A 25155-nucleotide genomic window follows, 5' to 3' on the forward strand; every position below is an offset into this window, starting at 1 on the left:
ATCGCGGGAATGGCGGCCCGGACGGTTATCCGTCCGGGCCGTTTCTCATTGAGCGAGCGGCAGGCGGACACGGACGCGCAGGCCCGGCCGGTTGTCCGCCAATTCGAGCGTGCCGCGATGGAGCGCGGCGATCGCCTGGACCAGGGGCAGGCCGAGGCCGTGCCCCGGACGGTTCCGGCTATGCTCGAGCCGGCCGAAGCGGCGAAGCGCGAGCGGATGCTCGGCCGGGGCGATGCCGGGGCCATCATCGGCGACGGTGAGGACGGCGCCGTCGCCCTCTCGCGTCACCGATACCGCGAGGATCGCGCCCGGCGGCGTATGGTTGACCGCATTCTCGATCAGGTTGACGACGAGTTGGGTGAGCAGCCGCGCGTCCCCCTCGATCGGCGCGGAGTCCCAGGGGCCGAGGCGCAGCGTCTGCCCCTTCTCGTCCGCCAGGGCCTCGATCGCTTCGGCGGCGCCGGCGGCGATCCCGGCCAAGTCGAGCCGGCGGAACATCGCCCGGCGATCGCCGCCCTCCACTTCGGTGATGCGCAGGATCGCGGCGAACATCGCCAATATCTCCTCGCTCTGCGCCATCGCTTCCTCGACCTTGGGGCGGAGCGTATCGGCGCCGGGCTCGGTGGCGAGCCGGGCCAGCTGGCCATGGAGCCGGGCCAGCGGCGTGCGCAGGTCGTGCGCGATGTCGTTGGAGATCTGGGAGAGGCTGGTCATCAGCGCCTCGATCCGATCGAGCATGTGATTGAAGGCCTCCGCCTGCCGGCCGAAGGCGGAGCCCGCCCGCTCGACCGGCACGCGCGCGCGCAGATCGCCGTCGACGATCGCCTCCGCCGCATGGCGCACCGCGTCGATGTTGCGCCGGATGGCGAGGCCGAGGGCGAGGGTGCCCAGCGCCACGAGCAGCAGGATCGTGCCGAAGCCCGATGCGAGGATCAGCATGCGATGCGAATCGTGATGATCGATCGGCTCGCTCTCTGCCGCCAATGCCAGCGTCAGGCCATTCGGCAATGCGTGCACCAGCGCCCGTCCGCGCGTGAGGCCATGGATGCCGGCACTGCGATCGATGGTCGAGAGGCCCTGGGGGAAGCCGTGCGCGGGCGTGATGTTGCCGGCGAGATGCCTGCCTCGCGCATCGATCAGCAGGAAGCCGATGTCGCCGCTGTCGCGCCGCCGCGTTTCCTGCGCGATCCGGTGCATCAGCAGCGGCTGGTCCGGATTGTCGGCGAGCAGTTCGGCGGCTTGGCCCTGCAGCCGCTTGTCCACTTGCCGGTCGATCGCGCCGACAAGGGCCAGATAGACCCCCAGGCAGGTCAATATCGTCGCGAGCGCTATGGCGGTGAGGAAGGTGAGCGCGATCGCCCGTAGCGAGCGAGGCGGCGCCATGGCTCAGGCGCGGAACATGTAGCCGACCCCGCGCACGGTCACGATCGGATCGGGCAGGCCCGGCAGTTCGAGCCGCTGGCGCAGGCGGCGGATATAGGCGTCGACGATGTTGGTGGTGGGGACGAAATCATAGCCCCAGACGCGCTCGAGCAGCAGCGGCCGGGTGAGCACCGTGCCCGCCTCGCGGACGAGCTCGGCGAGCAGCTTGATCTCGGTCTTGTGCAGCTCGATCGGCCGGCCCGCACGGGTGACCCGGTGCCGCGCGACGCTCACCGTGACGTCGCCCGCCGTCACCGTCGCGCTGTCGGCGCCATTGGCCTGGCGGCGGCGGAGCAGGGCGCGGATGCGGGCATGGAGCTCGTCGGTCTCGAACGGCTTGACGACATAGTCGTCGGCGCCGGCCTCCAGCCCTTCCACCCGCTCGGGGAGACGGCCCAGCGCGGTCAGCAGGATCACCGGCGTCAGCACCTCCTGCTCGCGCAGCCAGCGCAGCACGTCGACTCCGTCGACGAAGGGGAGCATCCGATCGAGGATCACGATGTCGAACGGATCGTCGCCTATCGCCCCGATCGCCGCGCGCCCGTCGGCAACCGCCTGGACGGCATAGCCTCGCTCGTTCAGCTGGTCGCTCAGCAGGCGGCGCAGGGGCTCGTCATCCTCGACGAGGAGGAGGCGCACGGGATCGTCGGACATCGATTGGCTGGCCAAGGCTCGCATCCAGGCAAGGTTCGTGCCCGTGTAAGGGGAAGGCGGGCAAAGGTCGATCCGAAACAATGGGGCCGAACGCGCTCGGGCCCGGCCCGGAGCGCTCAGGCGCGGGTTTCCACCAGTCCCAGCGCGATCAGGCTGTGCGCGGTGGCGAGAATCGCCTCCGCATTGCCGCGCGGCTGCCAGTCGAGCAGCTTGCGTGCCTTGACGTTGCTGGCATTGGCCCGGATGCCGAGCCGCGGCGCCGCTTCACGCGCCATCGGATTGAAAAGGGCGAGGATTCGCACCAGCCAGCTCGGGATGCGGCGGCGGGTGATGTTGCGGGCCGCATCGCCGAGATCGGCGCGCAGGATATCGGCCATCTCGGGAATCGAGACCGCCTTGCCCGCGACGGCGAGGAACCGCTCGCCCGCCGCGCCCTCATGCGTCATCGCCTCGATCTGCAGGCTGGCCACGTCGCGCACATCGACCACGCCGAACCACAGGTCGGGCAGGCCGGGCATCCTGCCCTCGATCATCGACTTCACCAGCCAGATCGAAGTCGAAAGATCGTCGTTGAGCGCCGGACCGAAGATGCCGACGGGATTGACCACCGCCAGTTCGAGCCCGTTGCCCTCGGCCGCGATGAAGTCCCACGCCGCGCGCTCGGCGAGGGTCTTGGACTTCATATAGGGCTGGACGGCGGGGCCGTTCACGTCGGTCCAGTCGGCCTCGGTATAGTCGCTGTGGCGCTGGCCATGGCCATAGCCGATCGCGGCGAAGCTGGACGTGAGCACCACGCGCTTCACGCCCGCGTCACGCGCCGCCCGCAGCACCCGGAGCGTGCCGTCCACCGCCGGGCGGATCAGTTCCTGTTCGTCCGCGGGCTGGCTCTGCGGAAAGGGGGAGGCGACGTGCTGGACATGGTCGCAGCCGGCCACGGCCTCGGCCCAGCCTTCGTCCTTCTCCAGGTCCGCGGCGACGAAGCTCAGGCGGCGGGTATCGGCGCCGGCCCGCTCGAGCGTCGCGCGGACCTGTGGCTCGCGGGCGAGGCTGCGGACCGTGGTGCGGACATCATGCCCCGCCGCCAGCAGCTGGAGGATGACATGGCTGCCCACGAAGCCGGAGCCGCCGGTGACCAGGACCTTGTGTGTCGTCATGGTGCCATCATGGGGCAGCACCGTTGCGCCTTCAAGGCAGTGCGGGCGTCGAGGGGCATGGGCTCCCGGCGGGGCATCCGCCATTCCCGGGTCGCGGCGGCCCTCCGTGAAAGTCCTTGTGGCGACTAACCATAACCAAGGCTTGAACTCCGCTCGCCAAGCGCCGATGTTGGGCCGGGCAAACAGACATAACGAGATTTTCACCCATGCATCCGCTTTCCGGTCAGATGACCATTGACCCCGTCACCGGCGGTCTCGTTCCCATCGTCATCGAGCAGTCGAGCCGCGGCGAGCGCAGCTTCGACATCTATTCGCGCCTGCTGCGCGAGCGCATCGTTTTCGTGACCGGCCCTGTCGAGGACCATATGGCCTCGCTGATCACCGCCCAGCTGCTCTTCCTCGAGTCCGAGAACCCGAAGAAGGACATCTGGATGTACATCAACTCGCCGGGCGGCGTGGTGACGGCCGGCATGGCGATCCACGACACCATGCAGTACATCCGCCCGCGCGTGGGCACGGTCTGCATCGGCCAGGCGGCCTCGATGGGCAGCTTCCTGCTCGCCTCGGGCGAGCCGGGCCTGCGCGTGGCGCTCACCAATGCGCGGATCATGATCCACCAGCCTTCGGGCGGCGCCCAGGGCATGGCCTCGGACATCGAGATCCAGGCCAAGGAGATCCTGCGGATCCGTGCGCGGATGAACGATCTCTACGTGAAGTACACCGGCCAGCCGCTCGACAAGATCGAGCGCGCGATGGACCGCGACACCTTCCTGGAGGCGAACGAGGCCAAGGAATTCGGCCTGGTCGACGAAGTGTACGAGAAGCGGCCGATGCCGACCGACGGCGAGGCTGCGGCCGCCTGATCGTCAGGAGCTGTTTAAGGAGTCTGGCGTAATAGCCAGATTCCGGGTTTGCCGGATAATCTCCCGCGTGTAGGATGGCGGGTGGCGTAACGTGCGCGCGGCGCACCAAGGATGGATTGAATGACCAAGCTCAGCGGCGGTGACTCGAAGAGCACGCTCTATTGTTCGTTCTGCGGCAAGTCGCAGCACGAAGTGCGCAAGCTCATCGCGGGCCCGACCGTGTTCATCTGCGACGAGTGCGTGGAGCTCTGCAACGACATCATTCGCGAAGAGACCAAGTCCGCGCTCGTCAGCAAGAAGGACGGCGGGGTCCCGACGCCGCAGGAAATCTGCGACGTCCTCGACGATTATGTGATCGGCCAGAAGCGCGCCAAGCGCGTGCTGTCGGTGGCGGTGCACAACCACTACAAGCGGCTGAACCACGGCGCCAAGGGCGCGGACGTCGAGCTTTCGAAGTCGAACATCCTGCTCGTCGGCCCCACCGGCTGCGGCAAGACGCTGCTCGCGCAGACGCTGGCGCGCATCCTCGACGTGCCGTTCACCATGGCGGACGCCACCACGCTTACCGAAGCCGGCTATGTCGGCGAGGACGTGGAGAACATCATCCTCAAGCTGCTCCAGGCCTCGGACTATAATGTCGAGCGGGCGCAGCGCGGCATCGTCTATATCGACGAGATCGACAAGATCAGCCGCAAGGCCGAGAATCCCTCGATCACCCGCGACGTGTCGGGCGAAGGCGTGCAGCAGGCGCTGCTCAAGCTGATGGAAGGCACCACCGCCAGCGTTCCGCCCCAGGGCGGCCGCAAGCATCCGCAGCAGGAATTCCTGCAGGTCGACACGACCAACATCCTGTTCATCTGCGGCGGCGCGTTCGCGGGGCTGGAAAAGATCATCGGCGATCGCCTGCAGGGCAAGTCGATCGGCTTCGGCGCGCATGTCGCCGCGCCGGACGAGCGCCGCACGGGCGAGATGCTCAAGCAGGTCGAGCCGGAGGATCTCCTCAAGTTCGGTCTGATCCCGGAGTTCGTCGGCCGTCTGCCGGTCATCGCGACGCTCGAGGATCTCGACGTCGAGGCGCTGATCAAGATCCTCACCGAGCCGAAGAACGCGCTGGTCAAGCAGTATCAGAAGCTGTTCGACATGGAGGGCGTGAAGCTGGGCTTCAACGACGACGCGCTCACCGCGGTCTCGAAGAAGGCGATCGAGCGCAAGACCGGCGCGCGCGGCCTCCGTTCGATCCTCGAGGGCATTCTGCTCGACACGATGTTCGACCTGCCGTCGATGGACGGGGTGGACGAGGTCGTGGTCGACAAGGACGTGGTCGGCGGCACCAAGGAGCCGGTGCGCGTCTATGCCAAGAAGGAAAAGGCGGGCTGATAATTGCGGGTTAGGAAACTCTGCACTATATCGGCGTTGAAGCATTGCGCTTGGTGGGAAGGTGATATGATGACGCATATGGCTGGTGGCACCATGAACGCGAAGCCTGCTATGGAAGACGTGCCTGGCGGCTGACGCATAGACCGACGCTTAACCAAACAGCCCCGCGAGGGGCTGTTTTCGTATGGAGCCCCGGTGCCGGTGCATCGCCACGCCATTCAAAAGCAGATCTGCCTCGCAATCCTGCGCGGAGAAGGCGAGGCGGCGTTCGATCTCCACCGTGTTTCTACCATCGATCGTGCGCTGTATGAGCGTATGGCCGATGAGATGGTGCAGCGGGTCATCGCGCGGCATTCGCCCTTCTCCGAATATTATCGTGTTTCGATAAAGAACCCGCTTGGTGCGAGCCTCTGGCTCGCGGGGGCGCTCGCGACGACGGCGGGCGTGGCGGCGATAGCGCTTCTGCAAACGATCGAGTGGACGGCGCTTGTCGCCTCGCCCGCGCTGAACGGCGTCATCGGTCTGTTCGCGATTACCGCCGCCGCTGCCGGCTGGGGCGTTTCGAGCTGGGTCGCACATCGCAATACGCGATCGAAGCACACGCTGGACATCGTCGCGGCGCGTTTTTCGCAGCCGGCATTCAGCCAGGCGCTGGCGGATTTCAATGCGGGCTTTGTCGGGCTCAAGATTACCGAGGCACTCGTCGCCGAATTCGCTACCTCGCGTGATCCGGTCAAGATCGATGCTGTACGTGGCATGCGATACCTGGTGAATTTCTTCGAGTTCATCTCCGTCGGTATCATCTATGGCGAGTTCGACGAGCGGATCATCGCCAAAACGCTCCGCGGCAATATCCGATATGTCTATGACAAATGCTCCGGATGGATCGGCGAGCTGCAGCAGCGAAATCCGAAGACGCTCGAGCATTTCACTCGGGTCCGTGCGCACTACGAAGATTTGTGAGGCGCGTGCCGGATGAAAGGCGCTAGCCCCGTCGTCGCTCCGGTAGACTTGCTCTGCGACTAACCTCTGGCATCATGCTGCGGATGGGGATCGGGGGACGGCGTTGAGCAAAGCGGCCAGACTCGCCGCCGCGCAGATGCGCCGCCGGCATGTCCGTTTCCGGCACGCGTTCGTCTGGCTGCTGATCGGCGCGGTGGTCTATGCGGTGGCGCTGGCCCTTGCGATCCTGCTTCATCCCGATCCGAAAGTGGTGCTGGCGCCGGTGATCGGCCCCAGCCTGTACCTCACGCCGCTGTTCGGCATGCCCTATCTCTTCGCCAGCGCGCGGCAGCGCGGCTGGGTGCGCCGGCTGTTCTATTTCACCGCGGTGCTCACCTTCGTCCATGTCGCGGCCAATTATCTCGCCTGGCGGCACGCCTCGATCAGCTTCGCGCTCGAGCCCGATCCCCAGGCCTATGTCCAGGATCTGGGCACCGGCGCGGTGGGCGGGTTTGCCGGCGGCACGCTGGCGCTGATGCTGCTCCTGCCGCTGCGCCTGGCGCCTTTCCATGCGGGCAGCCGCGCGATCATCCTGGTCGGCATCGCCGCGCTCACCCTGCTCGGCGCGCTCGGCATGGCGCAGGGGCTGCTGCTCACCGGCGCCCATGGCTATCAGTTGAAATCGGCGGGCTTCGTCTTCTGGCTGGAATGCGTGCATCTGCCCTGGCAGGCGTGCCTGGCGTTCTTCCTGGCCTGGCTCATGCGGCTGGGGCGGCGCTCCGCGGGCTGAACCGCATCAGCGCGAGATAGACCAGCAGCGCGACGATCAGGCCGGTGAACCAGGCCCAGGTGTAGATCGCCATCCACACCGGCCCGGCGGCGAAGGCCCCGGGCGCGGCGGTGGCGAGGAAGCCGGGCAGGTTGGGCAGCACGCCCGCCGCGAAGGCGATCAGTGCCGCCGGGTTCCAGCCGCGGCGATAGGCATAGGCGCCGTCCGCGCGATAGAGGTCGTCGACCTGCAATCGCGTGCGGCGGATCAGCCAGTAATCGGCGATCAGGATGCCGGCGATCGGCCCGAGCAGCGCCGAATAGCCGGCGAGCCAGACGAAGATATAGCCGCCGGTCGACGCGAGCAGCTTCCACGGCATCATCAGGATCGCGATCGCCGCGGTGATCATGCCGCCGGTCCGATAGCTGATCCGCGCCGGCCAGAGCGAGGAGAAGTCATAGGAAGCGGAGACGAGGTTCGCCGCGATGTTGCACGAGATGGTGTCGATGCTGATCACGATCAGCCCGAGCAGCACCAGCGGCCCCTCGAACCGGCCGGAAAGCGCGACCGGATCCCAGATCGCCTCGCCATAGATCACCACGGTGGCGCTGGTGGTGATCACGCTGGCGAGCGCGATCAGCCCCATCATCGGCGGCAGGCCGAGCGACTGGCCGATCAGCTGGTCGCGCTGCGAGCGGGCGAAGCGCGTGAAGTCGGGGATGTTGAGCGCGAGCGTCGCCCAATAGCCGATCATCGCGGTGAGCGCGGGCCAGAACACGGTCCAGAACTGCCCGGCCTTCGCCCCGCCCTGCACGAAGGCGGAAGGGGCGTGGAAGATGGGGCCGAGCCCGCCCGCCGCCTGCACCGCCCACCAGACCAGCGCGATGCAGACCAGGATCTTCGCAGGCGCGGTCCAGGTCTCCAGCCGGCGGATGGTGAGCAGCCCCTTGCGCACGAAGAAGAGCTGGAGCGACCAGAAGAGGAGGAAGGCGATCAGCTGCCCGATCCCGATGCCGAGCAGGGGAAGCGGGGCGCCGCGCAGATCGGCGCGGACCAGCACGCCGGACAGGGTGAGCAGCGCCTCGCCGCCGATCCAGGTCTGGATGCCATACCATCCGCAGGCGACCAGCGCCCGGGCCAGGGCAGGCAGCCGTGCTCCGGTGGTGCCGAACGCGGCGCGGACGAGCACCGCATAGGGGATGCCGTGCCGGGCGCCGGCATGGCCGATCAGCAGCATCGGCACCAGGACGATGACGTTGCCCAGCAACACCGTGAGCGCGGCCTGGCCGGCGGACATGCCCTGTTCGACCAGCCCCGCGGCGAGCATCCAGGCGGGCACCGCGACGATCATGCCGATCCACAGCGCGGCATAATGATACCATGCCCAGCTGCGTTGCCCGGGCCCGGTCGGCGCGAGATCGGTGTTCCAGAGCGCTTCGTCCGCCATGCTTCCCCCCAAGATGCCGGCCCAACGGGCTGGAATGTCGCGCGAAGTTCGCTGCGCTGCAAGGTCGACTTTTGTTGACGCGACTCAAGATGAGGCGCACCCTAGGTGTATTGGCCGGATAGAGGAGTGTTCCTATGTCTGATGCTGCTATCCTCGCGGACGAAGATCCCCGCGAGTATCATTCGTCGTTCAATCTTGCCCTCGATTCCGCCGCGGGCACGGCATTCAAGTGGCTTATCCTTGGCCACCTGTTCTTCATCGCCGGGTTGTGCGTGCTGACCCTGGCGAATGTCGCCAACGCGGCCGTGTGGCTCACACCCTTGCTCACCTTGCCCCTGGTCTGGGCCGGGCGGGGCCACAAGCTGGCGATGAAGGTCGTCGTGCTGATCATCGGCCTCACCTTCGCGCACTGGGCGGGCGCCCAGCTGGCGAACCAGGTCAACGCATCCACTGATCCGATGCGGTTCGGCCTGATCGGCGGCGGCGTGGGGGCGGGCCTCGCCTTGCTGTTCGTGCTGGGCAGCGGGCTTGGCCGTCGCGGGATCGCGACGGTGATCTTCGCCGTGTTCGGCACGGCGCTGCTGGCGGGCCTCGGCGCGCTGGTCGTCTATCTCTACATGACGACCGGTTCGACCAGCGAGACCTTCCCGGGCAACTGGGTCCAGCTGCTCAAGATCTACACGCCCTGGCAGATCGGTTTCGGCTTCGTGCTCGCCAAGGTGCTGCGGCCGGACGGCGCGGTGATCGAAGCGGAATAGGGCTGCGTGCCGGGGATTGACCCCCGGCACGTCTAGACCAGCCCCGGCACGAAGCGCTTCACGCGCGCGGCATAGGCGTCATAGGCGGCGCCGAACTGCGCGCGGAGGAGCTTCTCCTCGCGGCGGACGCGCATCCAGGTGCCGATCCAGTAGAGCGGAATCCCCAGGATCAGCCCGCGCCAATGGCCGAGCGCGAGCGCCATCACGAGTATCCAGACGAACAGCGCGACATAGATCGGATTGCGGACCACCGCGAAGGGGCCCCAGGTGACGAGCTGATGGTCTTCGCGCGTGCGCGCGACGATCGCCCAGTTCCGCCCCATGGCGCGTGAAGAGGCGACGAACAGCGCGATCACCCCGGCCATCAGCACCAGGACGGCGGCAAATTGGCCGATCGCGGCCAGGTCCGGTGCGCCCAGGACCAGCTCGAGCGGGCCGAATCCCACCGCAAGGAACCCGAGCGCCTGCACGGCGACGCCGATCATCGAGCCCGAATCGCGCTTGCTGGTCACTTCGGTGCCTGCCGCGCCGCGCCTGCCCTTGGCGGCGAGCAGCACTGCGACCCAGACGAACATGCTGCCGCAAAGCGCGGCGACCGCGTAGACGCTGGTGGGTTCGGGATGGACGAGCGCGATCATGATCACCTCCGATAGGCATTGGCCTGATAGGCCTCGACGGCAGCGGAATATCTGAGGATCCGCGCATTCGGATCGACGACGACATGCGCGTCGGCCGGCACGTTCAGCGTCGCGGTGCCGCCCGGCATCTCGACCATGCGCACCTTGCCGTCGACCGAGACTTCCACCGGCAGCGGGAAGGGCTTGTCGTTCGCCACCTTCCAGCGCAGCGTCAGCGTGTCGCCCTGGCGTGCCTCGACCAGCTCGGGCAGCGGCGCCTGGTAGAGATAGACGTCGAAGAACCACTGCATGTCGCGGCCGGTCACGTCGTCCACGATCTTGATGAAGTCCGGCGTGGTGGCGAAGCGCGGGGTGAAATTGCCCGGCCTGGGATCGGGGCGGCCATAGACCAGCCGGCGCGTCGCATCGAAGAACCTGTCGTCGCCGATCAGGTTGCGCAGCGTGTGGAGGATCCAGGCGCCCTTGACGTAGATGTCCTGGCCCGGCCCGCCATTCGCTTCCTCATACACCTGCTCCTCGGTGCGGATCTTGCCGGAGACGATCGGCGCATGGTTGGTGATCTGGAGGCGGAACTCGTCCATCATCACCGCATAGCGCGCCTCTCCCTCGCGCCAGCGGCCGTAGAGCGGCTGCATGTACTGCGCGAAGCCTTCGTGCAGCCAGTAATCGTCCCAATTGCCGGCGGACATCTGGTTGCCGAACCATTCATGGCCCAGTTCGTGCTGGAAGATCTCGTCGAAGCCCGAGGGATATTGCCTGTAGTTGTTGCCATAGGCGTTGATCGTCTGGTGCTCCATGCCGAGATGCGGAGTCTCGGCCACGCCCATCTTCTCGTCGCCCCAGGGATAGGGCCCGATCGCCCGCTCGTAGAAATCGAGCGCGGGGGCGAATTCGGCGAACAGCGTCTTCGCCTTCTCGTCGCGGCCCGGAATGTACCAATATTCCATCGGGATCACGTTGCCGAAGCGGCTCTTATAGTCGGCCTGGATCAGCTTGTAGGGAGCGATCTGCAGCGTCACCGAATAGGGATTGGGGCTGCGCGCGCGCCAATGCCAGGTCGAGCGGCCGTCGGGCAGCGTGTCGGTGCCGATCAGCTTGCCGTTGCCCGCGACCTTCAGGTCCCTGGGTACGGTGACGTGCAGGTCGACCAGATCCGGCTCGCCCCTGGGGAAGTCGAGGCAGGGCCAGAACAGGTCGCAGCCATAGCCTTCGGCGGTGCTGGCGATCCAGGGCTGGCGATCCGGCCCCGGCGTCCTGGCCCAGACCATGCCGTCGTCCCAGGGCGGGCGGACCGCGACGTGCGGCGTGCCGCCATAGCTGATCTTCACCACCGCCTTGCCGCCGGCCGCGAGCGGGCGGGGCAGGGTGACCGTCAGCCGGCCCTCGGGGTTCGACCAGTCGGCCGGCGCAAGGGCCTTGCCGTCGACGCTGATCGCGGTGACCGGCAGGTTGCGGTCGAGATCGATCTGGAGCGCCTTCTGCGCGATCGCGCTGGTGATGGTCAGCGTCGCGATGCCGGCGATGCGCTGCGTCGCCGGGAACACCTCGATCGCGAGGTCGGCATGGTCGAGGTGCAGCGCGGCGCGTTCGGGGCTGATCGGGCCGCCCGATTCCTGCGTCGTGGGGGTGAGCGGCGGCTCGCCGGGCTTGACCTGGGCCTGGGCCGGCGTGGCCGCGAGAGCGAGTGCGGAGACGGCGAGGAGATAGGAGTGCATCGGAACCTCCTTAGCGCGATGCCTGGGCCGCGCGCCACGCCTGGAACGCGTCGATATCGGCAGAGCGCTTCAGGATCTTCGACCAGGGATCGACGACGTAATGCGCACCCGCCGGCAGGTCGATCGTGTCGCTGCCGCCCGTCATCGCCAGCGTGACCAGCCGGTCGTCCACCTGCACTTCCACCGGCATGGGGAAGGGCCTGTCGCCTGGCGCCTTCCACCTGAGCGTCAGCCGATCGCCCTTCTGTTCGGTCAGCAGCTCGGGCAGTGCGGCCTGGTAGAGATAGACGTCGAAGAACCATTGCAGCTTGCGGCCGGAAGTCTGCTCCATGAAGGCGATGAACTCGGGCGTGCTTCGGTAGAGCGGCTTGAAATTGCCGGGCCTGGGATCCGCGCGGCCATAGATCGCCAGCCGCAGGCCGTCGAAAAAGGCCTTGTCGCCGATCAGGTTGCGCAGCGTGTGCAGCGTCCAGCTGCCCTTGGTGTAGATGTCGCCGCCGCGCCCGTTCCTGTCCTCATAGACGTCCTCGGCCGATTGCGGCTTGCCGGTGACGATCGGCGACCTGGCGCGGATGCGCGGGCGCTCCTCCAGCATCATCGCGGTATAGGTGCCCTTGCCGCCGCGCCATTCGCCGTAGAGCGGCTGCATATAGGTGCCGGTGCCCTCGTGCAGCCAGAAATCGTCCCAGTTGCCCGCGGTCAGCTGGTTGGCGAACCATTCATGGGCGAATTCGTGCTGGAACAGGTCGTCATAGCCCCACACGGTCTTGGCGTATTTGTTGCCATAGGCGTTGACCGTCATGTGCTCCATGCCCTTGTGCGGCGTCTCGACCACGCCGAGCTTCTGGTCGCCGAACGGATAGGGGCCGATCATGGTCTCGAAAAAGTCGAGCGTCGGGGCGAATTCCGCGAACAGGCCCCTGGCCTGCGCCTCCTCGCCGGGCAGGTACCAATAGAACATCGGGATGGTGTTGCCGAAGCGGCTCTTATAGTCGCCCGAGATCACCTCATAGGGCCCGACATTGAGCGCGATGCCGTAGAGCGTCGGATCGGTGACGTGCCAGTTCCAGGTCGAGCGGCCGTCGGCCAGCGTGTCGGTGCCCTTGAGCACGCCGTTCGAGATCGCCTTCAGGCCCTTGGGCACGGTGATGTGCAGGTCGACATAGTCGGGTTCGTAGGTGGGATAGTCGATGCACGGCCAGAACAGGTCGCAGCCCTCCATCTGCACCGCGGTGGCGACCCAGGGCTGGCCCTGCGGCGTCTTCGCCCAGACGAAGCCGCCGTCCCAGGGCGCGCGCACGGCCGTGTGCGGCGTGCCGCCATAGGTGATCGCGGCAGTCACCGTCCCGCCGGCGCGCACCGTCTTGCCGAGCTGGACGGTCATGCGGCCTTCGGGATTGCTCCAGGCCCCGGACCGGAGCGGCTTGCCGTCGATCGCGATCGCGGTGACGGGCAGGTTCCGGTCGAGGTCGATCACCAGCGTCTTGATGGGCGCGGTGGCGACGAAGCGCAGCGTGCCCACGCCCTTGATCGACTGGCTGTCGGGCAGCACTTCGATCCTGAGGTCGGCGCTCTGGAAGCGCACCAGCTTCTGCACCGGATCAAGCGGGCCGCCCGAGCTGCTCGTCTGCGCGGTCAGCGGCGGTTCGCCCGGCCTGATCGTCTGCGCGGCGGCGGGAGCCGTGGCGAGCGCCAGGGCCGAAGCGGCGAGGAACGGGGACGTGCGGATGCGGGCCTCCTTCAGGCGGTGAGCGCGCCGGGCGCGATGCGGAATTGAACCGGCCTTGGGGCGCGGCGGCAAGGGAAATCCGTGGCGCGGCAAACCGATGCGGTCGCAAAAAACCTTGTCCGTGCCGCATTGGGAAGCAACACTCCACAACCTAACCGCGTTCGGCGATTGATGCAGGCAGCCCGGCCCCCATATAATGGTGCTGAGGAGCCCTGTGCGGGCTCAGGAGTATCCATGAAGCATTCCTACCCCGTTCTTCCCCTCCGGGACATCGTCGTCTTCCCGCACATGATCGTGCCGCTGTTCGTGGGCCGCGACAAGTCGGTCGCCGCGCTCGAGGCGGCAATGGCCGACGACAAGGAGATCTTCCTCGTCGCCCAGCTCGATCCGGCCGAGGACGATCCGGGCCGAGAGGATCTGTACGACACCGGCGTCTCCGCCGAGGTCCTCCAGCTGCTCAAGCTGCCGGACGGCACCGTGCGCGTGCTCGTCGCCGGCAAGGAGCGCGGCGTGCTCGTCTCGATGGAGGAAGGCGGTGCCTATCTGACGGCGAATGTCGCGCCGGTCGAGGACGATGCGGCCGAGGGCGCCGAGATCCAGGCGCTGATGCGCTCGGTGGTCGACCAGTTCGAGAATTACGCCAAGCTCAACCGCAAGCTGCCGGCGGAGACCGCGGTGCAGCTCGCCGAGCTGGAGGACGCCTCGCGCCTTGCCGACGCGGTTGCGGCGAACATTGCGGTCAAGGTCGCCGAGAAGCAGTCGCTGCTCGTCGAGACCAATCCGATGAAGCGCCTCGAGATGGTGTTCGCCTTCATGGAGGGCGAGCTGGGCGTGCTGCAGGTCGAGAAGAAGATCCGCAGCCGCGTGAAGCGCCAGATGGAGAAGACGCAGCGCGAATATTATCTCAACGAGCAGCTCAAGGCGATCCAGCGCGAGCTGGGCAATGAGGGCGAGGAAGGCGATGGCGACGAAGTCGCCGAGCTGACCCAGAAGATCGCCACGCTGAAGCTCAGCAAGGAAGCGCGCGCCAAGGCCCAGGGCGAGCTCAAGAAGCTCAAGACCATGGCGCCGATGAGCGCCGAGGCGACGGTGGTGCGCAACTATCTCGACGTGCTGCTGGGCCTGCCCTGGGGCAAGAAGTCGAAGCTCAAAAAGGACATCGCCGAGGCGCAGAACGTGCTCGACGAGGACCATTACGCGCTCGAGAAGGTCAAGGACCGGATCGTCGAATATCTCGCGGTCCAGGCCCGCACCAACAAGCTGAAGGGGCCGATCCTGTGCCTCGTCGGCCCGCCGGGCGTGGGCAAGACCTCGCTGGGCAAGAGCATCGCCAAGGCGACCGGGCGCGAGTTCATCCGCCAGTCGCTGGGCGGCGTGCGCGACGAGGCCGAGATCCGCGGCCATAGGCGAACCTATATCGGCTCGCTGCCGGGCAAGATCGTGTCGAACCTGAAAAAGGCCGGCACCTCGAACCCGTTGTTCCTGCTCGACGAGATCGACAAGCTTGGCCAGGATTTCCGCGGCGATCCCGCGAGCGCGCTGCTCGAGGTGCTCGATCCGGAACAGAACAACAAGTTCAACGACCATTATCTGGAGATCGACATCGATCTCTCGGACGTGATGTTCGTGTGCACCGCGAACTCGCTGAACCTGCCGCAGCCGCTGCTCGACCGCATGGAGATCATCCGGCTCGAAGGCTATACCGAGGACGAGAAGGTCGAGATCGCCGAGCGCCACCTGATCGAGAAGCAGATCGAGGCGCATGGCCTGAAGGAGGGCGAATTCACCCTCACGCCCGAGGGCCTGCGCGCGCTGATCCAGAAATACACGCGCGAGGCGGGCGTGCGCACGCTCGAGCGCGAGATCGCCAAGCTCGCCCGCAAGGCGCTGCGCAAGATCCTGGAAGGCAAGGCCGAGCGCGTGACGATCACGCCGGACAATCTCTCCGAGTTCGCCGGCGTGCCGAAATATCGCCACGAGCTGGGCGAGGAGGAGAACCAGATCGGCGCAGTCACCGGCCTGGCCTGGACCGAGGTGGGCGGCGAACTGCTGACCATCGAGAGCGTCACCGTGCCCGGCAAGGGCATGATCAAGACGACCGGCAAGCTGGGCGACGTGATGAAGGAATCGGTCGAGGCCGCGTTCAGCTTCGTCAGGGCGCGCAGCCCCGCTTATGGGATCAAGCCGAGCCTGTTCGGACGCAAGGACATCCATGTCCACTTGCCCGAGGGCGCGGTGCCCAAGGACGGCCCGTCGGCGGGCATCGGCCTGGTGACGGCGATCGTCTCGACGATGACCGGCGTGCCGGTGCGGCGCGACATCGCGATGACCGGCGAAGTCACGCTCCGCGGGCGGGTGCTGCCGATCGGCGGGCTGAAGGAGAAGCTGCTCGCGGCGCTGCGCGGCGGCATCAAGACGGTGCTGATCCCGGAGGAGAACCAGAAGGACCTCGCCGAGATCCCCCAGAACATCCGTGACGGGCTGGAGATCGTGCCGGTCAAGCATGTCGACGAGGTGCTGCGCCTGGCGCTGACCGAGGCGCTCACGCCGATCGACTGGAGCGAGGCCGACGAGCTGGCTACCCAGCCTCCCGCGGGCAGCACGGGCAGGGGAGAGGCCGTCCATCATTGATGGGCGGCCCGTGCTTAACGCGCCAGTCATCGTAACCTTTTCGTCATTTCGAGGGAAAAGCGGGCTGAATCGTTTTGACAGCGCGGGCGGGGGCGTGCTGACGTGATCGCTCGGCCCGCCGCCGCGACTCGCGCATTTCTGCGTATTCATGAGGGGGAAAATCACGAAATGAACAAGCAAGAGCTGATCGGTCAGGTCGCCGACACCTCCGGGCTGGGCAAGGGCGATGCGAGCAAGGCCGTGGAGGCTGTGTTCGATGCCATCCAGGCCGCGCTCAAGAAGGGCGACGAAGTTCGCCTGGTCGGCTTCGGCACCTTCTCGGTCAGCAAGCGCAAGGCATCGACGGGCCGCAACCCGCGCACGCGCGAGCCGATGACCATCAAGGCGTCGAACCAGCCGAAGTTCAAGGCAGGCAAGGGCCTGAAGGACGCGGTGAACTAAGCCGTATTTAAAGGGTCTTTGGGGCTGGACAGCAGGGGCTGCGCCGCCTAAAGGCCCGCTTCCCATTTCGGCCGCAAGGGTTTCAGGACCTGGCCAATGGGCGCGTAGCTCAGTGGTAGAGCACACCCTTCACACGGGTGGGGTCGTAGGTTCAATCCCTACCGCGCCCACCATTTCAAAGGCCCGTCGGTCCCGGTGACCGGCGGGCCTTTTGGTTCGCCTCGGCCGAACGAGGACGAAGCCTGCATCATGGCTGCATTTGCGCGCGCCATTCCCTTTTCGGCCGGGAAGGGGGTGTCCATGTTTCACCGTTTCGTCATGGTGGCTGCGCTGCTGGTGCCGCTGGCGGCCTGTTCCGATGGCTGCGGGAACCGGGTCGTCTCCAGGGTCGACGCGCCCGGCGGCGCCCGGAGCGCAGTGATGTTCCGGCGCGACTGCGGCGCGACCACGGGCTTCTCCACCCAGGTCTCGATCCTGCCCGCGGGCCAGGTGCCGGCGGGCAGGGGCAATGCCTTCATCGCGGATGCCGATCACGGCGCGGCGAGGCGGGGTGCCTGGGACGGCCCATGGGCCGAGATCCGATGGCTGCGCGCGGATCATCTCGAGGTCCGATACGCACCCGGATCGCGCATCTTCCTGAAGCGTGAAACAGTGTCGGGCGTGCGGATCGGCTATCGCCCGGCGAACGAATGATATGCGCTCGCGCAAGGATATTGCGCGGCCGCCGGTGTCGTGACACACCATTCCCAGACGCGCCTAACGTCTCAATATCGGGGGACCTCCATTGAAGAAATATCTGCTGCTCGCATCGGCTATGGCCGTGCTCGCCGTGCCTGCGATCGGTTTCAGCCAGCAATCCGCGGCGCCCGTTGCGGCCGGCACCGGCGCCGATGCAGGCGCGACCCGCTACGGCGCCTGGGGCTTCGACCTCACTGGCATGGACAAGAGCGTGAAGCCGGGCGACGACTGGTATCGCTTCGTCAACGGCGCCTGGACGGATCGCACGGCGATCCCCGCCGACCGCTCCTCCTATGGCGCCTTCGCGGTGCTGCGCGACTTGTCCGAGCTGCGCATGCGCACCCTGATCTCCGGCTATAGCGCCACCGACACCGCGCACCCGGACCGGATGAAGGCGGCGACCCTCTATGCGGGCTTCATGGACGAGGCGCTGGCCGAGAAGCTCGATGCCCAGCCGCTGGTCGAGCGCCTGGCGCCGGTGAAGGCGGCGGCGAGCAAGGACGACCTGGCCAGGCTGATGGGCGCCTCGGTCGGCGGCTTCGGCGCCAGCTTCTTCGGCGTAGGCGTGAACGATGACGCCAAGAACCCCGACGTCTATGCGCTCTATCTGCGCCAGTCGGGCCTGGGCCTCGGCGACCGCGACCTGTATCTCGACGCCAAGTTCGCGCCGCAGCTGGCGCGCTATCGGCAATATGTCGCGCAGCTGCTCAGCATGGCCGGCTGGGCGGATGCCGATGCGGCGGCGGCCAAGGTCGTCGCGATGGAGACCGGGATCGCCAAGGCGCACTGGACGCGCGCGCAGAGCCGCGACCGCGACAAGACCTACAACCCCACCGGCATCGCCGAGCTCAAGGCGCAGGCGCCAGGCTTTGGCTGGGACGCCTTCTGGGCGGCCGCGGGCCTCGGCAAGGCCGATCGGGTGATCGTCGCGCAGAACAGCGCGATTCCGGTGATCGCCAAGATCTTCGCCGATACCGATCTCGATACGCTCAAGGCCTGGCAGGCCTTCCGCACCACCGACGATATCGCGCCGCTGCTCTCGAAGCGCTTCGTCGATGCGCAGTTCGAGTTCCGTGCGAAGTTCCTGAACGGCCAGCCCCAGCAGCGCGAGCGCTGGAAGCGCGGCGTGGCGTTCGTCGAGCGCGGCGTGGGCGAGGGCGTGGGCCGCGACTATGTCGCGCTCTATTTCCCGCCGGCTTCGAAGGCGAAGATGGACACGCTGGTGGCGAACCTGCGCGTCGCGCTTGCGGGCCGGATCGACAAGCTCGCCTGGATGAGCCCGGCCACCAAGGCCCAGGCCCAGGCCAAGCTCAAGGGTTTCACCGTCAAGATCGGCTATCCGGACAAATGGCGCGATTATTCCGCGCTGGAAGTGAAGCCGGGCGATCTGGTGGGCAATGCCGAGCGTTCCGGCCGCTTCGAATGGGACTATCGCCGCAACCGCCTGGGCGGGCCGGTCGACAAGGCCGAATGGGGCATGACCCCGCAGACGGTGAACGCCTATTACAACTCGGTGAAGAACGAGATCGTCTTCCCGGCCGCGATCCTGCAGGCGCCCTTCTTCGATCCCCAGGCCGACGATGCGGTGAACTATGGCGGCATCGGCGGCGTGATCGGCCACGAGATCAGCCATGGCTTCGACGATCAGGGCCGCAAGTCCGACGGCAACGGCGTGCTGCGCGACTGGTGGACGGCGGAGGATGCCGCCAAGTTCGAGGCGCAGGCCTCGCGGCTCGGCGCGCAATATGAGGCGTACAGCTTCGACGGGCTCCCCGGCGTCCATATCAACGGCCGCGCCTCGATGGGCGAGAATATCGGCGATCTGGGCGGCGTGCTGATCGCGCTGGACGCCTATCACCAGTCGCTGGGCGGCAAGAAGGCGAAGCTGATCGACGGCTATACCGGCGACCAGCGCTTCTTCCTCGGCTGGGGCCAGGTCTGGCGCACGCTGTTCCGCACCGAGGCGCTGCGCCAGCAGCTGGTCAGCGATCCGCACTCGCCGGGCCAGATCCGCGCGGTGAACCCGCTGCGCAACGTCGATGCCTGGTATGCGGCGTGGAAGATCGGGCCGGACCAGAAGCAATATGTCGCACCGGCGGAGCGGGTGCGCATCTGGTGAGGTGAGATGGGCCCGCCGGTCGCCTGGCCGGCGGGCCTTTTCGTGCATGCAAGACGGCTGGGTCAGATCGACATTCAGGTCCGCCCCTTCCATTCCCGGTGACGGGGGGCGGAAGCTGGATGTCGAAGCCTCTTTCCCTTCCGTCATGCTGAAACAAGTTCAGGGTGACGAAGGAGGTCGGTTCGAAGCGTTCCGGCCGGCCAAGCCACCCCCTTGGCCCGAATGGCGATCGGCCCTAGCGCGCCTTGCCCGCCTTCTCGTCGGCCAGCCGCTTGGCCAGCGCGGTCGCGGAGCGGGCGGCATAGGCGCGGCAGGCGCCGGGATCGAAATAGGGGTTCGGCCGTGCGCCCCTGGCGAAGCGCGCATATTTCTCGACGCCGCCCGAATTGTCGGGATGGGCGCTGAACATGATGTCGCAGGGCATGGCGCGGAACCTGGCCTGAGAGGCGCGGAAGCTCGCGACCACTTCGGGATGCCGGGTGAAGCGATAGCCGTCGGCGGCGACCGGGTTGAGGCTCGCGGCGAAGACCATCGTCCTGCACGCGCGGCCCTCACAGCTTCGCCAGGTCCAGCTCATGCTTCCCGGCGTATGGCCCGGCGTGGCGCGCGCGGTGACGGTGACGCTGCCCAGCCGGATCGCCTCGCCATCCTTCACCACCCGCACCCGCGAGACGGCGGGGAAGGGCACCAGCCACGCCACTTGCGGATCGTCCGCGCTGCTCATGCCGCGCTTGAGCGATGCCGCGGCCCAGTCGCTCGCCAATACCGTGGCGCCGCTGTCGCGCACCAGGGCGGCGAGCCCGCCGGCATGATCGAAATGCGGCTCGGTGCTGAGGATCAGCTTCACGTCCTCGATGCGATAGCCGAGCGTCTTCAGGTTCGCCTCGAGCGCGCGGACCGATTGCGGCACCGCGCCGTCGATCAGGATCAGCCCCTTGCCGGTGTCGATCAGGCCGACATTCATCCCCTGGAAGCCGACCAGATAGCTGTTGCCATGGACCCGGATCGGCGCTTGCGGGCCGATCCATTTGGCGGCGGCCTGGGGTTCGATCGGGCGCGTAAGGGGATCGTCCTGCTGCTGCGGCGCGGGCGCGGCGGCGAGCAGGGCCAGCGCGGCGAGGTGGATCGGCTTCATCCTGGGCTCCTTGGTTTGATGCCCGGCGAAATGATCCGTCGGGCAGCGCGCGCGCAAACCACCATTTCTCGGAAGAGCCATTAGCTGGATTAATGGATGAAAGCCCGCAGCCATTTCCCGACCATTGCCATCCCGGCCTTGGCGAGGATGAGGGGAGAGGGCGAGGCGGCGCGAATCGGGCGGGGCACGCGCTTGCCCTGGGGAGTGGCGACAGTGGCGGCGGTAGTGGGATTCTGCTGCTGCGCGACCGCGGGCGCGGGCCCGGCGGCGAGCAGGGCGAGCGCGGCGAGATGGATCGGCTTCATCCTGGGCTCCTTGGTTCGATGCCGGCGAAATGATCCGCCGGGCGGCGCACGTGCAACCCACCATTTCTTTTGCGGAACCATTGGCTGGATTGATGGCCGAAGGAAGGCATGAAGCCACTTGCCGGCCATCGCCATCCCGGCCTTGGCGAGAATGCGGTTCGCGCAGATGCGGGAAGACGGTAAGGCGGCGCGAATCAAGGGGATCGGGTGGAGTAGGCGCGTGCTCTGGGCGGTGGCGACGGTGGCGGCGGCGGCATTTCAGGTGGGCCGCAACGCGCTTCAGCGCGGCATGATGTCGAACACCGGCCCCTGGGGCGCCACGCTCGTGCGTTTCCTGTTCGGCCTGCCTTTCTCGCTCGTCTTCACTGCGATCGCAGTGGCGGTCACGCCGCATGTCGAGCCCCAGTTCGGCTGGGCGTTCTGGTGGCCGGCGCTCGCCGGGGCGCTGGCGCAGGTGGTCGCCACCGCCGCGCTGCTGCTTGCGATGCACCATGCCGGCTTCGCGGTGGGCACCGCGCTTCAGCAGAGCTCGGTCCCGCTTGCGGCCACTGTCGGCCTGCTCGTCTTCGGCGACGATCTTTCGGTGCTCGGCTGGTCGGGCGTGGCGGTGACGACGCTGGGGCTCGCGGTGCTGGTCTGGCCGAAGCGGATCGAGGGCGCGCATCATCCGGTGCTCGGCATTGCGTTCGGGGTCGCCTCGGGCCTGTTGTTCGGTTTCGCGCTCAACGCGTTCCGCCATGCCGGGCTGCGGCTGGAGCCGCATCACCCCTTCTTCTCGGCGATGGCCTGTGTCGCGATCGTCCAGGCGGTGCAGGCGGCGGGGCTGGGGCTCTACCTTGCCCTGCGCGATCGGGCTGCGCTCGTCGCGGTGATCGCCGGCTGGCGCCGGTCGCTGGGTGCCGGCCTGTTCGGCGCGCTTGCCTCCTCGGGCTGGTTCCTCGCGCTCAACCTGGCGCCGGCCGCCGCGGTGCGTGCGCTCGGCGTGATCGAGATGCCCATCGCCGCGGCCGCCGGTCACCGGCTGTTTCGCGAGGCGCTGAGCCTGCGCCAGATACTCGGCGTGATCCTGATCACCGGCGGCGTGGCGATGACGGCAATGTACTGAGAACCCTCCCCTCCGGGGAAGGGCCGAAGGAAGGGCTGGCGTGGGCCTGCCGCCTTTGCCAGTCTCGCGGCATGACCAAGCCCCGCCGCCTGCTCGCCGCCCTTCTGCTGCTCGTTCCCGGCCCTGCCTTTGCGCAGAAGGCGGCGGTGCTGCTCGTCCCCGATCGCGTCTTCACCGCAACCGATCGCGTGATGCACGAGGGCTGGAAGGTCCTTGTCGCCGACGGCAGGATCGTGGCGGTCGGCCCCGACGTCGCCGCGCCTGCCGGCGCCGAGACGCGGGCGCTGCCCGGCACCACGTTGCTGCCCGGCCTGATCGATCTCCACGTCCATCTCTTCCTCCACCCCTATGACGAGACGAGCTGGAACGACCAGGTGATGAAGGAGCCGCTGGCGCTCCGCACCGCCCGGGCGGTGGCGCATGCCCGCGCGACTTTGATGGCCGGCTTCACCACGGTCCGGGATCTCGGCACCGAAGGCGCGGGGGAGGCGGATGCCGGCCTCAAACAGGCGATCCAGCAGGGGATCGTGCCCGGCCCGCGCCTGTTCATTGCGGGCCGGGCGCTGGTTGCCACCGGCGCTTATGGCCCCAAGGGCTATGCCTATGACGTGCCGCAGGGCGCCGAGGAAACGAGCGGAGAGGGGATAGTCGCGGCGGTCCGCCGGCAGATTGCGCACGGCGCGGACTGGGTGAAATTCTACGCCGATTATCGCTGGGGCCCGGGCGAGCCCAGCCGCGCGACCTTCAGCATCGACGAACTCGCCGCCGGCATTGCCGCTGCGCACGATGCCGGGCGCAAGGTCGCGGTGCATGCCAGCACCCCCGAGGGGATGCGCCGCGCGATCCTGGCCGGGGCCGACACGATCGAGCATGGCAATGACGCCACGCCGGCGGTGTTCGCCCTGATGAAGGCGCGGGGCGTGGCATTCTGCCCCACGCTTGCCGCCACCGATGCGATTGCCCGCTATGGCGGCTGGAGCGGGGGCACGCCCGAGCCCGAGGCGGTCCGCGCCAAGCGCGCCAGCTATGCCGCCGCGCTCAAATCGGGCGTGACGATGTGCGTCGGGGGCGACACGGGCGTGTTCGCCCACGGCACCAACGCGCGCGAGATCGCGCTGATGGCCGCGTGGGGGATGAAGCCGCTCGACGCGCTCTGGACGGCGACGGCCGGGAACGCGGCGCTGCTCGGGCTAGGCGACGAGATCGGCACCATCGCGCCCGGGCGAATCGCCGATCTGGTCGCCGTCACCGGCGATCCCGCCCGCAACATCGGTGCGCTCGAGGGGGTGGCCATGGTGATGCAGCGCGGCCATCTTGTCCGGGCGCCCGGCGAATGACATGATGCTTTCATCGGCGCTTCATGAAACGAAAGCGCAAGCGTTCGGCCCTTGCCGCATCGCCCGGCCGGCATCGCCGGGTGCGCTGTAATATTATTGTCTTTGTTCTGTAATCGAACAGACTCTCGTGACTCATGTACGTGTCATTATCCCGGCCTAACTCCGGCCCGGGCGCAAAGGGGGCAATCGTTTCGATAGCCGCGCGCCCGGATCAGCAACGATACGACCGGGAGTTTTTGCGCGATGGCGAGCTTCAAGCGCTTCGGCCTCATTCTCATGACGACAGCCGCCTCTGCGGCACTCTCCGCGTGTAACGGCGCGGGCAATGTGGCATCCCCGGGCGCCGGCAGCGTCGTCATCGTGACGCCGACGCCGACTCCGCCGGCGACGCCCACACCGACGCCGACGGCGCCGATCACCGCGGCCCAGTTCGCGGCGGTCACGACGCAGAACGGCCTCAGCATCACGGCGCAGGAGCAGCTCGACATCGTCAATGCGGGCTCGAACAACAACGTCAACGGCACCAACCAGCTGAACGGCATCTTCCCGGTGAGCGCGACGTCGCTGACGCCGGCCTTCAACCCGGCGACGCTCAATCCCTTCTTCGTCAGCACCAACTATGTCGGCGCGCTCAACGGCCCGACCGACACGGCGTTCGACGGCTGGACCTGCAACTCGACCACGGCCAATTTCGGTGCGACCAGCGCCAATTGCACGTCCGTTCCGGCGATCGGCAGCGGCGGCTCGAGCGCGGTGTGCCCGGCCGGCACCACCGATGACGGCCTGACCCAGACGTTCCGCCTGTGCCGCCTGCCCCAGGCGATCACCACCGATCTGACGCTGCCGAAGATCGCCGGCGTGGTCTATCGCCTGCGGGGCCAGACCGAAGTCGGCACCGATCAGGGCGCGACCGGCGGTGCCGGCGTGACGCTCACCATCGCGGCGGGCGTCGTCATCGCGGCCGACTCGACCGAGGCGACCAACGACCTGCTGCTCGTCAATCGCGGCTCGAAGATCCAGGCCGTCGGCACGGTCACCCAGCCGATCATCTTCACCTCGCAGCAGAACCTCGCCAACAACGGCGTCAGCGACGTGACCCAGGGCCAGTGGGGCGGCATCATCCTGCTCGGCCGCTCGACCACCGCGATCTGCGCCTCGGGCACCGGCGGCAGCAGCGGCACGCCCTGCCAGCAGGCGATCGAGGGCGTGACGGGCCGCTTCTATGGCGGCACCAACGAAGCCGACAGCAGCGGCCAGATGTCGTTCGTCCAGATCCGCTACACCGGCATCGCCATTTCCGACGGCAACGAGCTTCAGGGCCTGACCCTGGGCGCGACCGGCTCGGGCACGATCATCGACCACGTCCAGAGCCACAATTCGGCGGACGATGGCGTCGAGATCTTTGGCGGCACCACCAACCTGAAGTATTTCGCGGTGACCGGCGCCGACGACGACGGCTTCGACGTCGACAATGGCTGGCGCGGCTTCATGCAGTTCATCATCGCCGCGCAGAAGGTGTCGGGCGCGACCGCCGACTCCTTCTCGACCGAGATCGACTCGAACGGCGGCGAGGACCTGCTGCCCCGCACCTGGGGCCGCTACGCCAACTTCACCTTCATCCAGACCGCGCTGGCGCCGGCTGCGATCCGCATCCGCGGCGGTGCCGACTTCAACTTCGTCAACGGCATCGTGAAGACCCCGGCCAACGTGGCCTGCGTCAACATGGTGGCGGGCGAGACCAGCGCCAGCGACCGTTCGACGATCCGCCCGGCCAACCCGGCGCTCCAGGATCAGGGCCCGCCGGTGTTCAACTCGGTCTATTTCAGCTGCAACGGCCGCTGAGGCCCCTGCAGCTCGTGCGGAAACTGTCGGGGCG

The 25155-nt window shown here is 67.4% G+C and carries 21 protein-coding genes and 1 tRNA gene; 13 read left to right on the top strand and 9 right to left on the bottom strand.

Annotation, left to right across the window (positions count from 1 at the left end; genetic code table 11):
- Positions 1-45 precede the first annotated feature (45 nt).
- The 3 genes from CAP40_RS08865 to CAP40_RS08875 all read right to left on the bottom strand — a co-directional run bounded on the left by CAP40_RS08865 (position 46) and on the right by CAP40_RS08875 (position 3230).
- Complete coding sequence (locus CAP40_RS08865) at positions 46-1383, bottom strand: ATP-binding protein (RefSeq protein ID WP_086129006.1); 1338 nt, start codon at positions 1381-1383, stop codon at positions 46-48.
- Between the two features lie 3 nt (positions 1384-1386).
- The gene (locus tag CAP40_RS08870) at positions 1387-2076 is read right to left on the bottom strand and encodes a response regulator transcription factor (RefSeq protein WP_179188004.1); all 690 of its coding nucleotides are present in this window, start codon (positions 2074-2076) and stop codon (positions 1387-1389) included.
- 116 nt (positions 2077-2192) lie between these two features.
- Entirely contained in the window at positions 2193-3230 is a 1038-nt protein-coding gene (locus CAP40_RS08875) for an aldehyde reductase (RefSeq protein ID WP_086129387.1), read from the bottom strand.
- Positions 3231-3457: 227 nt separating this feature from the next.
- On the opposite strand from CAP40_RS08875, the gene CAP40_RS08880 reads away from it, so the two are divergent.
- The 4 genes from CAP40_RS08880 (at position 3458) to CAP40_RS08895 (ending at position 7202) form a co-directional block, all read left to right on the top strand.
- On the top strand, positions 3458-4093 hold the full coding sequence (locus CAP40_RS08880; protein WP_218822123.1) for an ATP-dependent Clp protease proteolytic subunit: 636 nt from the start codon (positions 3458-3460) through the stop codon (positions 4091-4093).
- Positions 4094-4213: 120 nt separating this feature from the next.
- Positions 4214-5470, top strand: coding sequence for an ATP-dependent Clp protease ATP-binding subunit ClpX (gene clpX, locus CAP40_RS08885; RefSeq protein WP_086129008.1), 1257 nt, complete (start codon positions 4214-4216; stop codon positions 5468-5470).
- 195 nt (positions 5471-5665) lie between these two features.
- Positions 5666-6433 (top strand): DUF4760 domain-containing protein, encoded by a 768-nt coding sequence (locus CAP40_RS08890; RefSeq protein WP_144034292.1) that lies wholly within the window; start codon positions 5666-5668, stop codon positions 6431-6433.
- 103 nt (positions 6434-6536) lie between these two features.
- Positions 6537-7202, top strand: a complete 666-nt coding sequence (locus CAP40_RS08895) for a hypothetical protein (protein ID WP_086129010.1) — start codon at positions 6537-6539, stop codon at positions 7200-7202.
- On the opposite strand, the gene CAP40_RS08900 is transcribed toward CAP40_RS08895, so the two are convergent.
- The gene (locus tag CAP40_RS08900; protein ID WP_086129011.1) at positions 7171-8628 is read right to left on the bottom strand and encodes an NCS1 family nucleobase:cation symporter-1; all 1458 of its coding nucleotides are present in this window, start codon (positions 8626-8628) and stop codon (positions 7171-7173) included. The two genes, CAP40_RS08895 and CAP40_RS08900, sit on opposite strands and share 32 nt — an antisense overlap.
- Before the next feature lie 134 nt (positions 8629-8762).
- Here CAP40_RS08900 and CAP40_RS08905 point away from each other — a divergent pair, with 134 nt between their 5' ends.
- Positions 8763-9386 carry a hypothetical protein gene (locus tag CAP40_RS08905; RefSeq protein ID WP_086129012.1) on the top strand — a complete coding sequence of 208 codons (624 nt, stop codon included), beginning with the start codon at positions 8763-8765 and terminating at the stop codon, positions 9384-9386.
- 32 nt (positions 9387-9418) lie between these two features.
- Here the strand turns inward: CAP40_RS08905 and CAP40_RS08910 are convergent, their stop codons facing one another.
- The 3 genes from CAP40_RS08910 to CAP40_RS08920 are packed head-to-tail and all read right to left on the bottom strand — an operon-like array spanning position 9419 to position 13468.
- Positions 9419-10024, bottom strand: coding sequence for an isoprenylcysteine carboxylmethyltransferase family protein (locus CAP40_RS08910; RefSeq protein WP_256924092.1), 606 nt, complete (start codon positions 10022-10024; stop codon positions 9419-9421).
- A gap of 2 nt (positions 10025-10026) precedes the next feature.
- A complete protein-coding gene (locus CAP40_RS08915) occupies positions 10027-11739 on the bottom strand; it encodes a M1 family metallopeptidase (protein WP_086129013.1) in 1713 nt (570 codons plus the stop codon).
- Positions 11740-11749: 10 nt separating this feature from the next.
- On the bottom strand, positions 11750-13468 hold the full coding sequence (locus CAP40_RS08920; protein WP_086129389.1) for a M1 family metallopeptidase: 1719 nt from the start codon (positions 13466-13468) through the stop codon (positions 11750-11752).
- Between the two features lie 234 nt (positions 13469-13702).
- Here CAP40_RS08920 and lon point away from each other — a divergent pair, with 234 nt between their 5' ends.
- From lon to CAP40_RS08945, 5 genes are all read left to right on the top strand, one after another.
- Complete coding sequence (gene lon / locus CAP40_RS08925; protein WP_086129014.1) at positions 13703-16099, top strand: endopeptidase La; 2397 nt, start codon at positions 13703-13705, stop codon at positions 16097-16099.
- 168 nt (positions 16100-16267) lie between these two features.
- Entirely contained in the window at positions 16268-16540 is a 273-nt protein-coding gene (locus CAP40_RS08930; protein WP_086129015.1) for an HU family DNA-binding protein, read from the top strand.
- Between the two features lie 98 nt (positions 16541-16638).
- Positions 16639-16713: transfer RNA gene (locus tag CAP40_RS08935), tRNA-Val, on the top strand.
- A 127-nt stretch (positions 16714-16840) separates the two neighbouring features.
- Positions 16841-17233: a hypothetical protein gene (locus CAP40_RS08940; protein WP_086129016.1), complete on the top strand. Its 393-nt coding sequence runs from the start codon at positions 16841-16843 to the stop codon at positions 17231-17233.
- Positions 17234-17354: 121 nt separating this feature from the next.
- Positions 17355-19397 carry a M13 family metallopeptidase gene (locus CAP40_RS08945; RefSeq protein ID WP_086129390.1) on the top strand — a complete coding sequence of 681 codons (2043 nt, stop codon included), beginning with the start codon at positions 17355-17357 and terminating at the stop codon, positions 19395-19397.
- 235 nt (positions 19398-19632) lie between these two features.
- Here the strand turns inward: CAP40_RS08945 and bla are convergent, their stop codons facing one another.
- Together bla and CAP40_RS08955 are read right to left on the bottom strand one after the other, a co-directional pair.
- The gene (bla, locus tag CAP40_RS08950) at positions 19633-20532 is read right to left on the bottom strand and encodes a subclass B3 metallo-beta-lactamase (protein ID WP_086129017.1); all 900 of its coding nucleotides are present in this window, start codon (positions 20530-20532) and stop codon (positions 19633-19635) included.
- A gap of 89 nt (positions 20533-20621) precedes the next feature.
- A complete protein-coding gene (locus CAP40_RS08955) occupies positions 20622-20837 on the bottom strand; it encodes a hypothetical protein (protein ID WP_086129018.1) in 216 nt (71 codons plus the stop codon).
- Positions 20838-21057: 220 nt separating this feature from the next.
- Between CAP40_RS08955 and CAP40_RS08960 the strand changes: the two genes are divergently transcribed.
- The 3 genes from CAP40_RS08960 (at position 21058) to CAP40_RS08970 (ending at position 25121) form a co-directional block, all read left to right on the top strand.
- On the top strand, positions 21058-21942 hold the full coding sequence (locus CAP40_RS08960) for a DMT family transporter (RefSeq protein WP_086129019.1): 885 nt from the start codon (positions 21058-21060) through the stop codon (positions 21940-21942).
- 71 nt (positions 21943-22013) lie between these two features.
- Positions 22014-23279, top strand: a complete 1266-nt coding sequence (locus tag CAP40_RS08965) for an amidohydrolase family protein (RefSeq protein ID WP_086129020.1) — start codon at positions 22014-22016, stop codon at positions 23277-23279.
- A gap of 243 nt (positions 23280-23522) precedes the next feature.
- Positions 23523-25121, top strand: a complete 1599-nt coding sequence (locus CAP40_RS08970) for a hypothetical protein (RefSeq protein ID WP_086129021.1) — start codon at positions 23523-23525, stop codon at positions 25119-25121.
- Positions 25122-25155: the final 34 nt, after the last annotated feature.

Source organism: Sphingomonas sp. IBVSS2, from assembly GCF_002127225.1.
In the GTDB taxonomy this organism is placed as follows: domain Bacteria; phylum Pseudomonadota; class Alphaproteobacteria; order Sphingomonadales; family Sphingomonadaceae; genus Sphingomonas.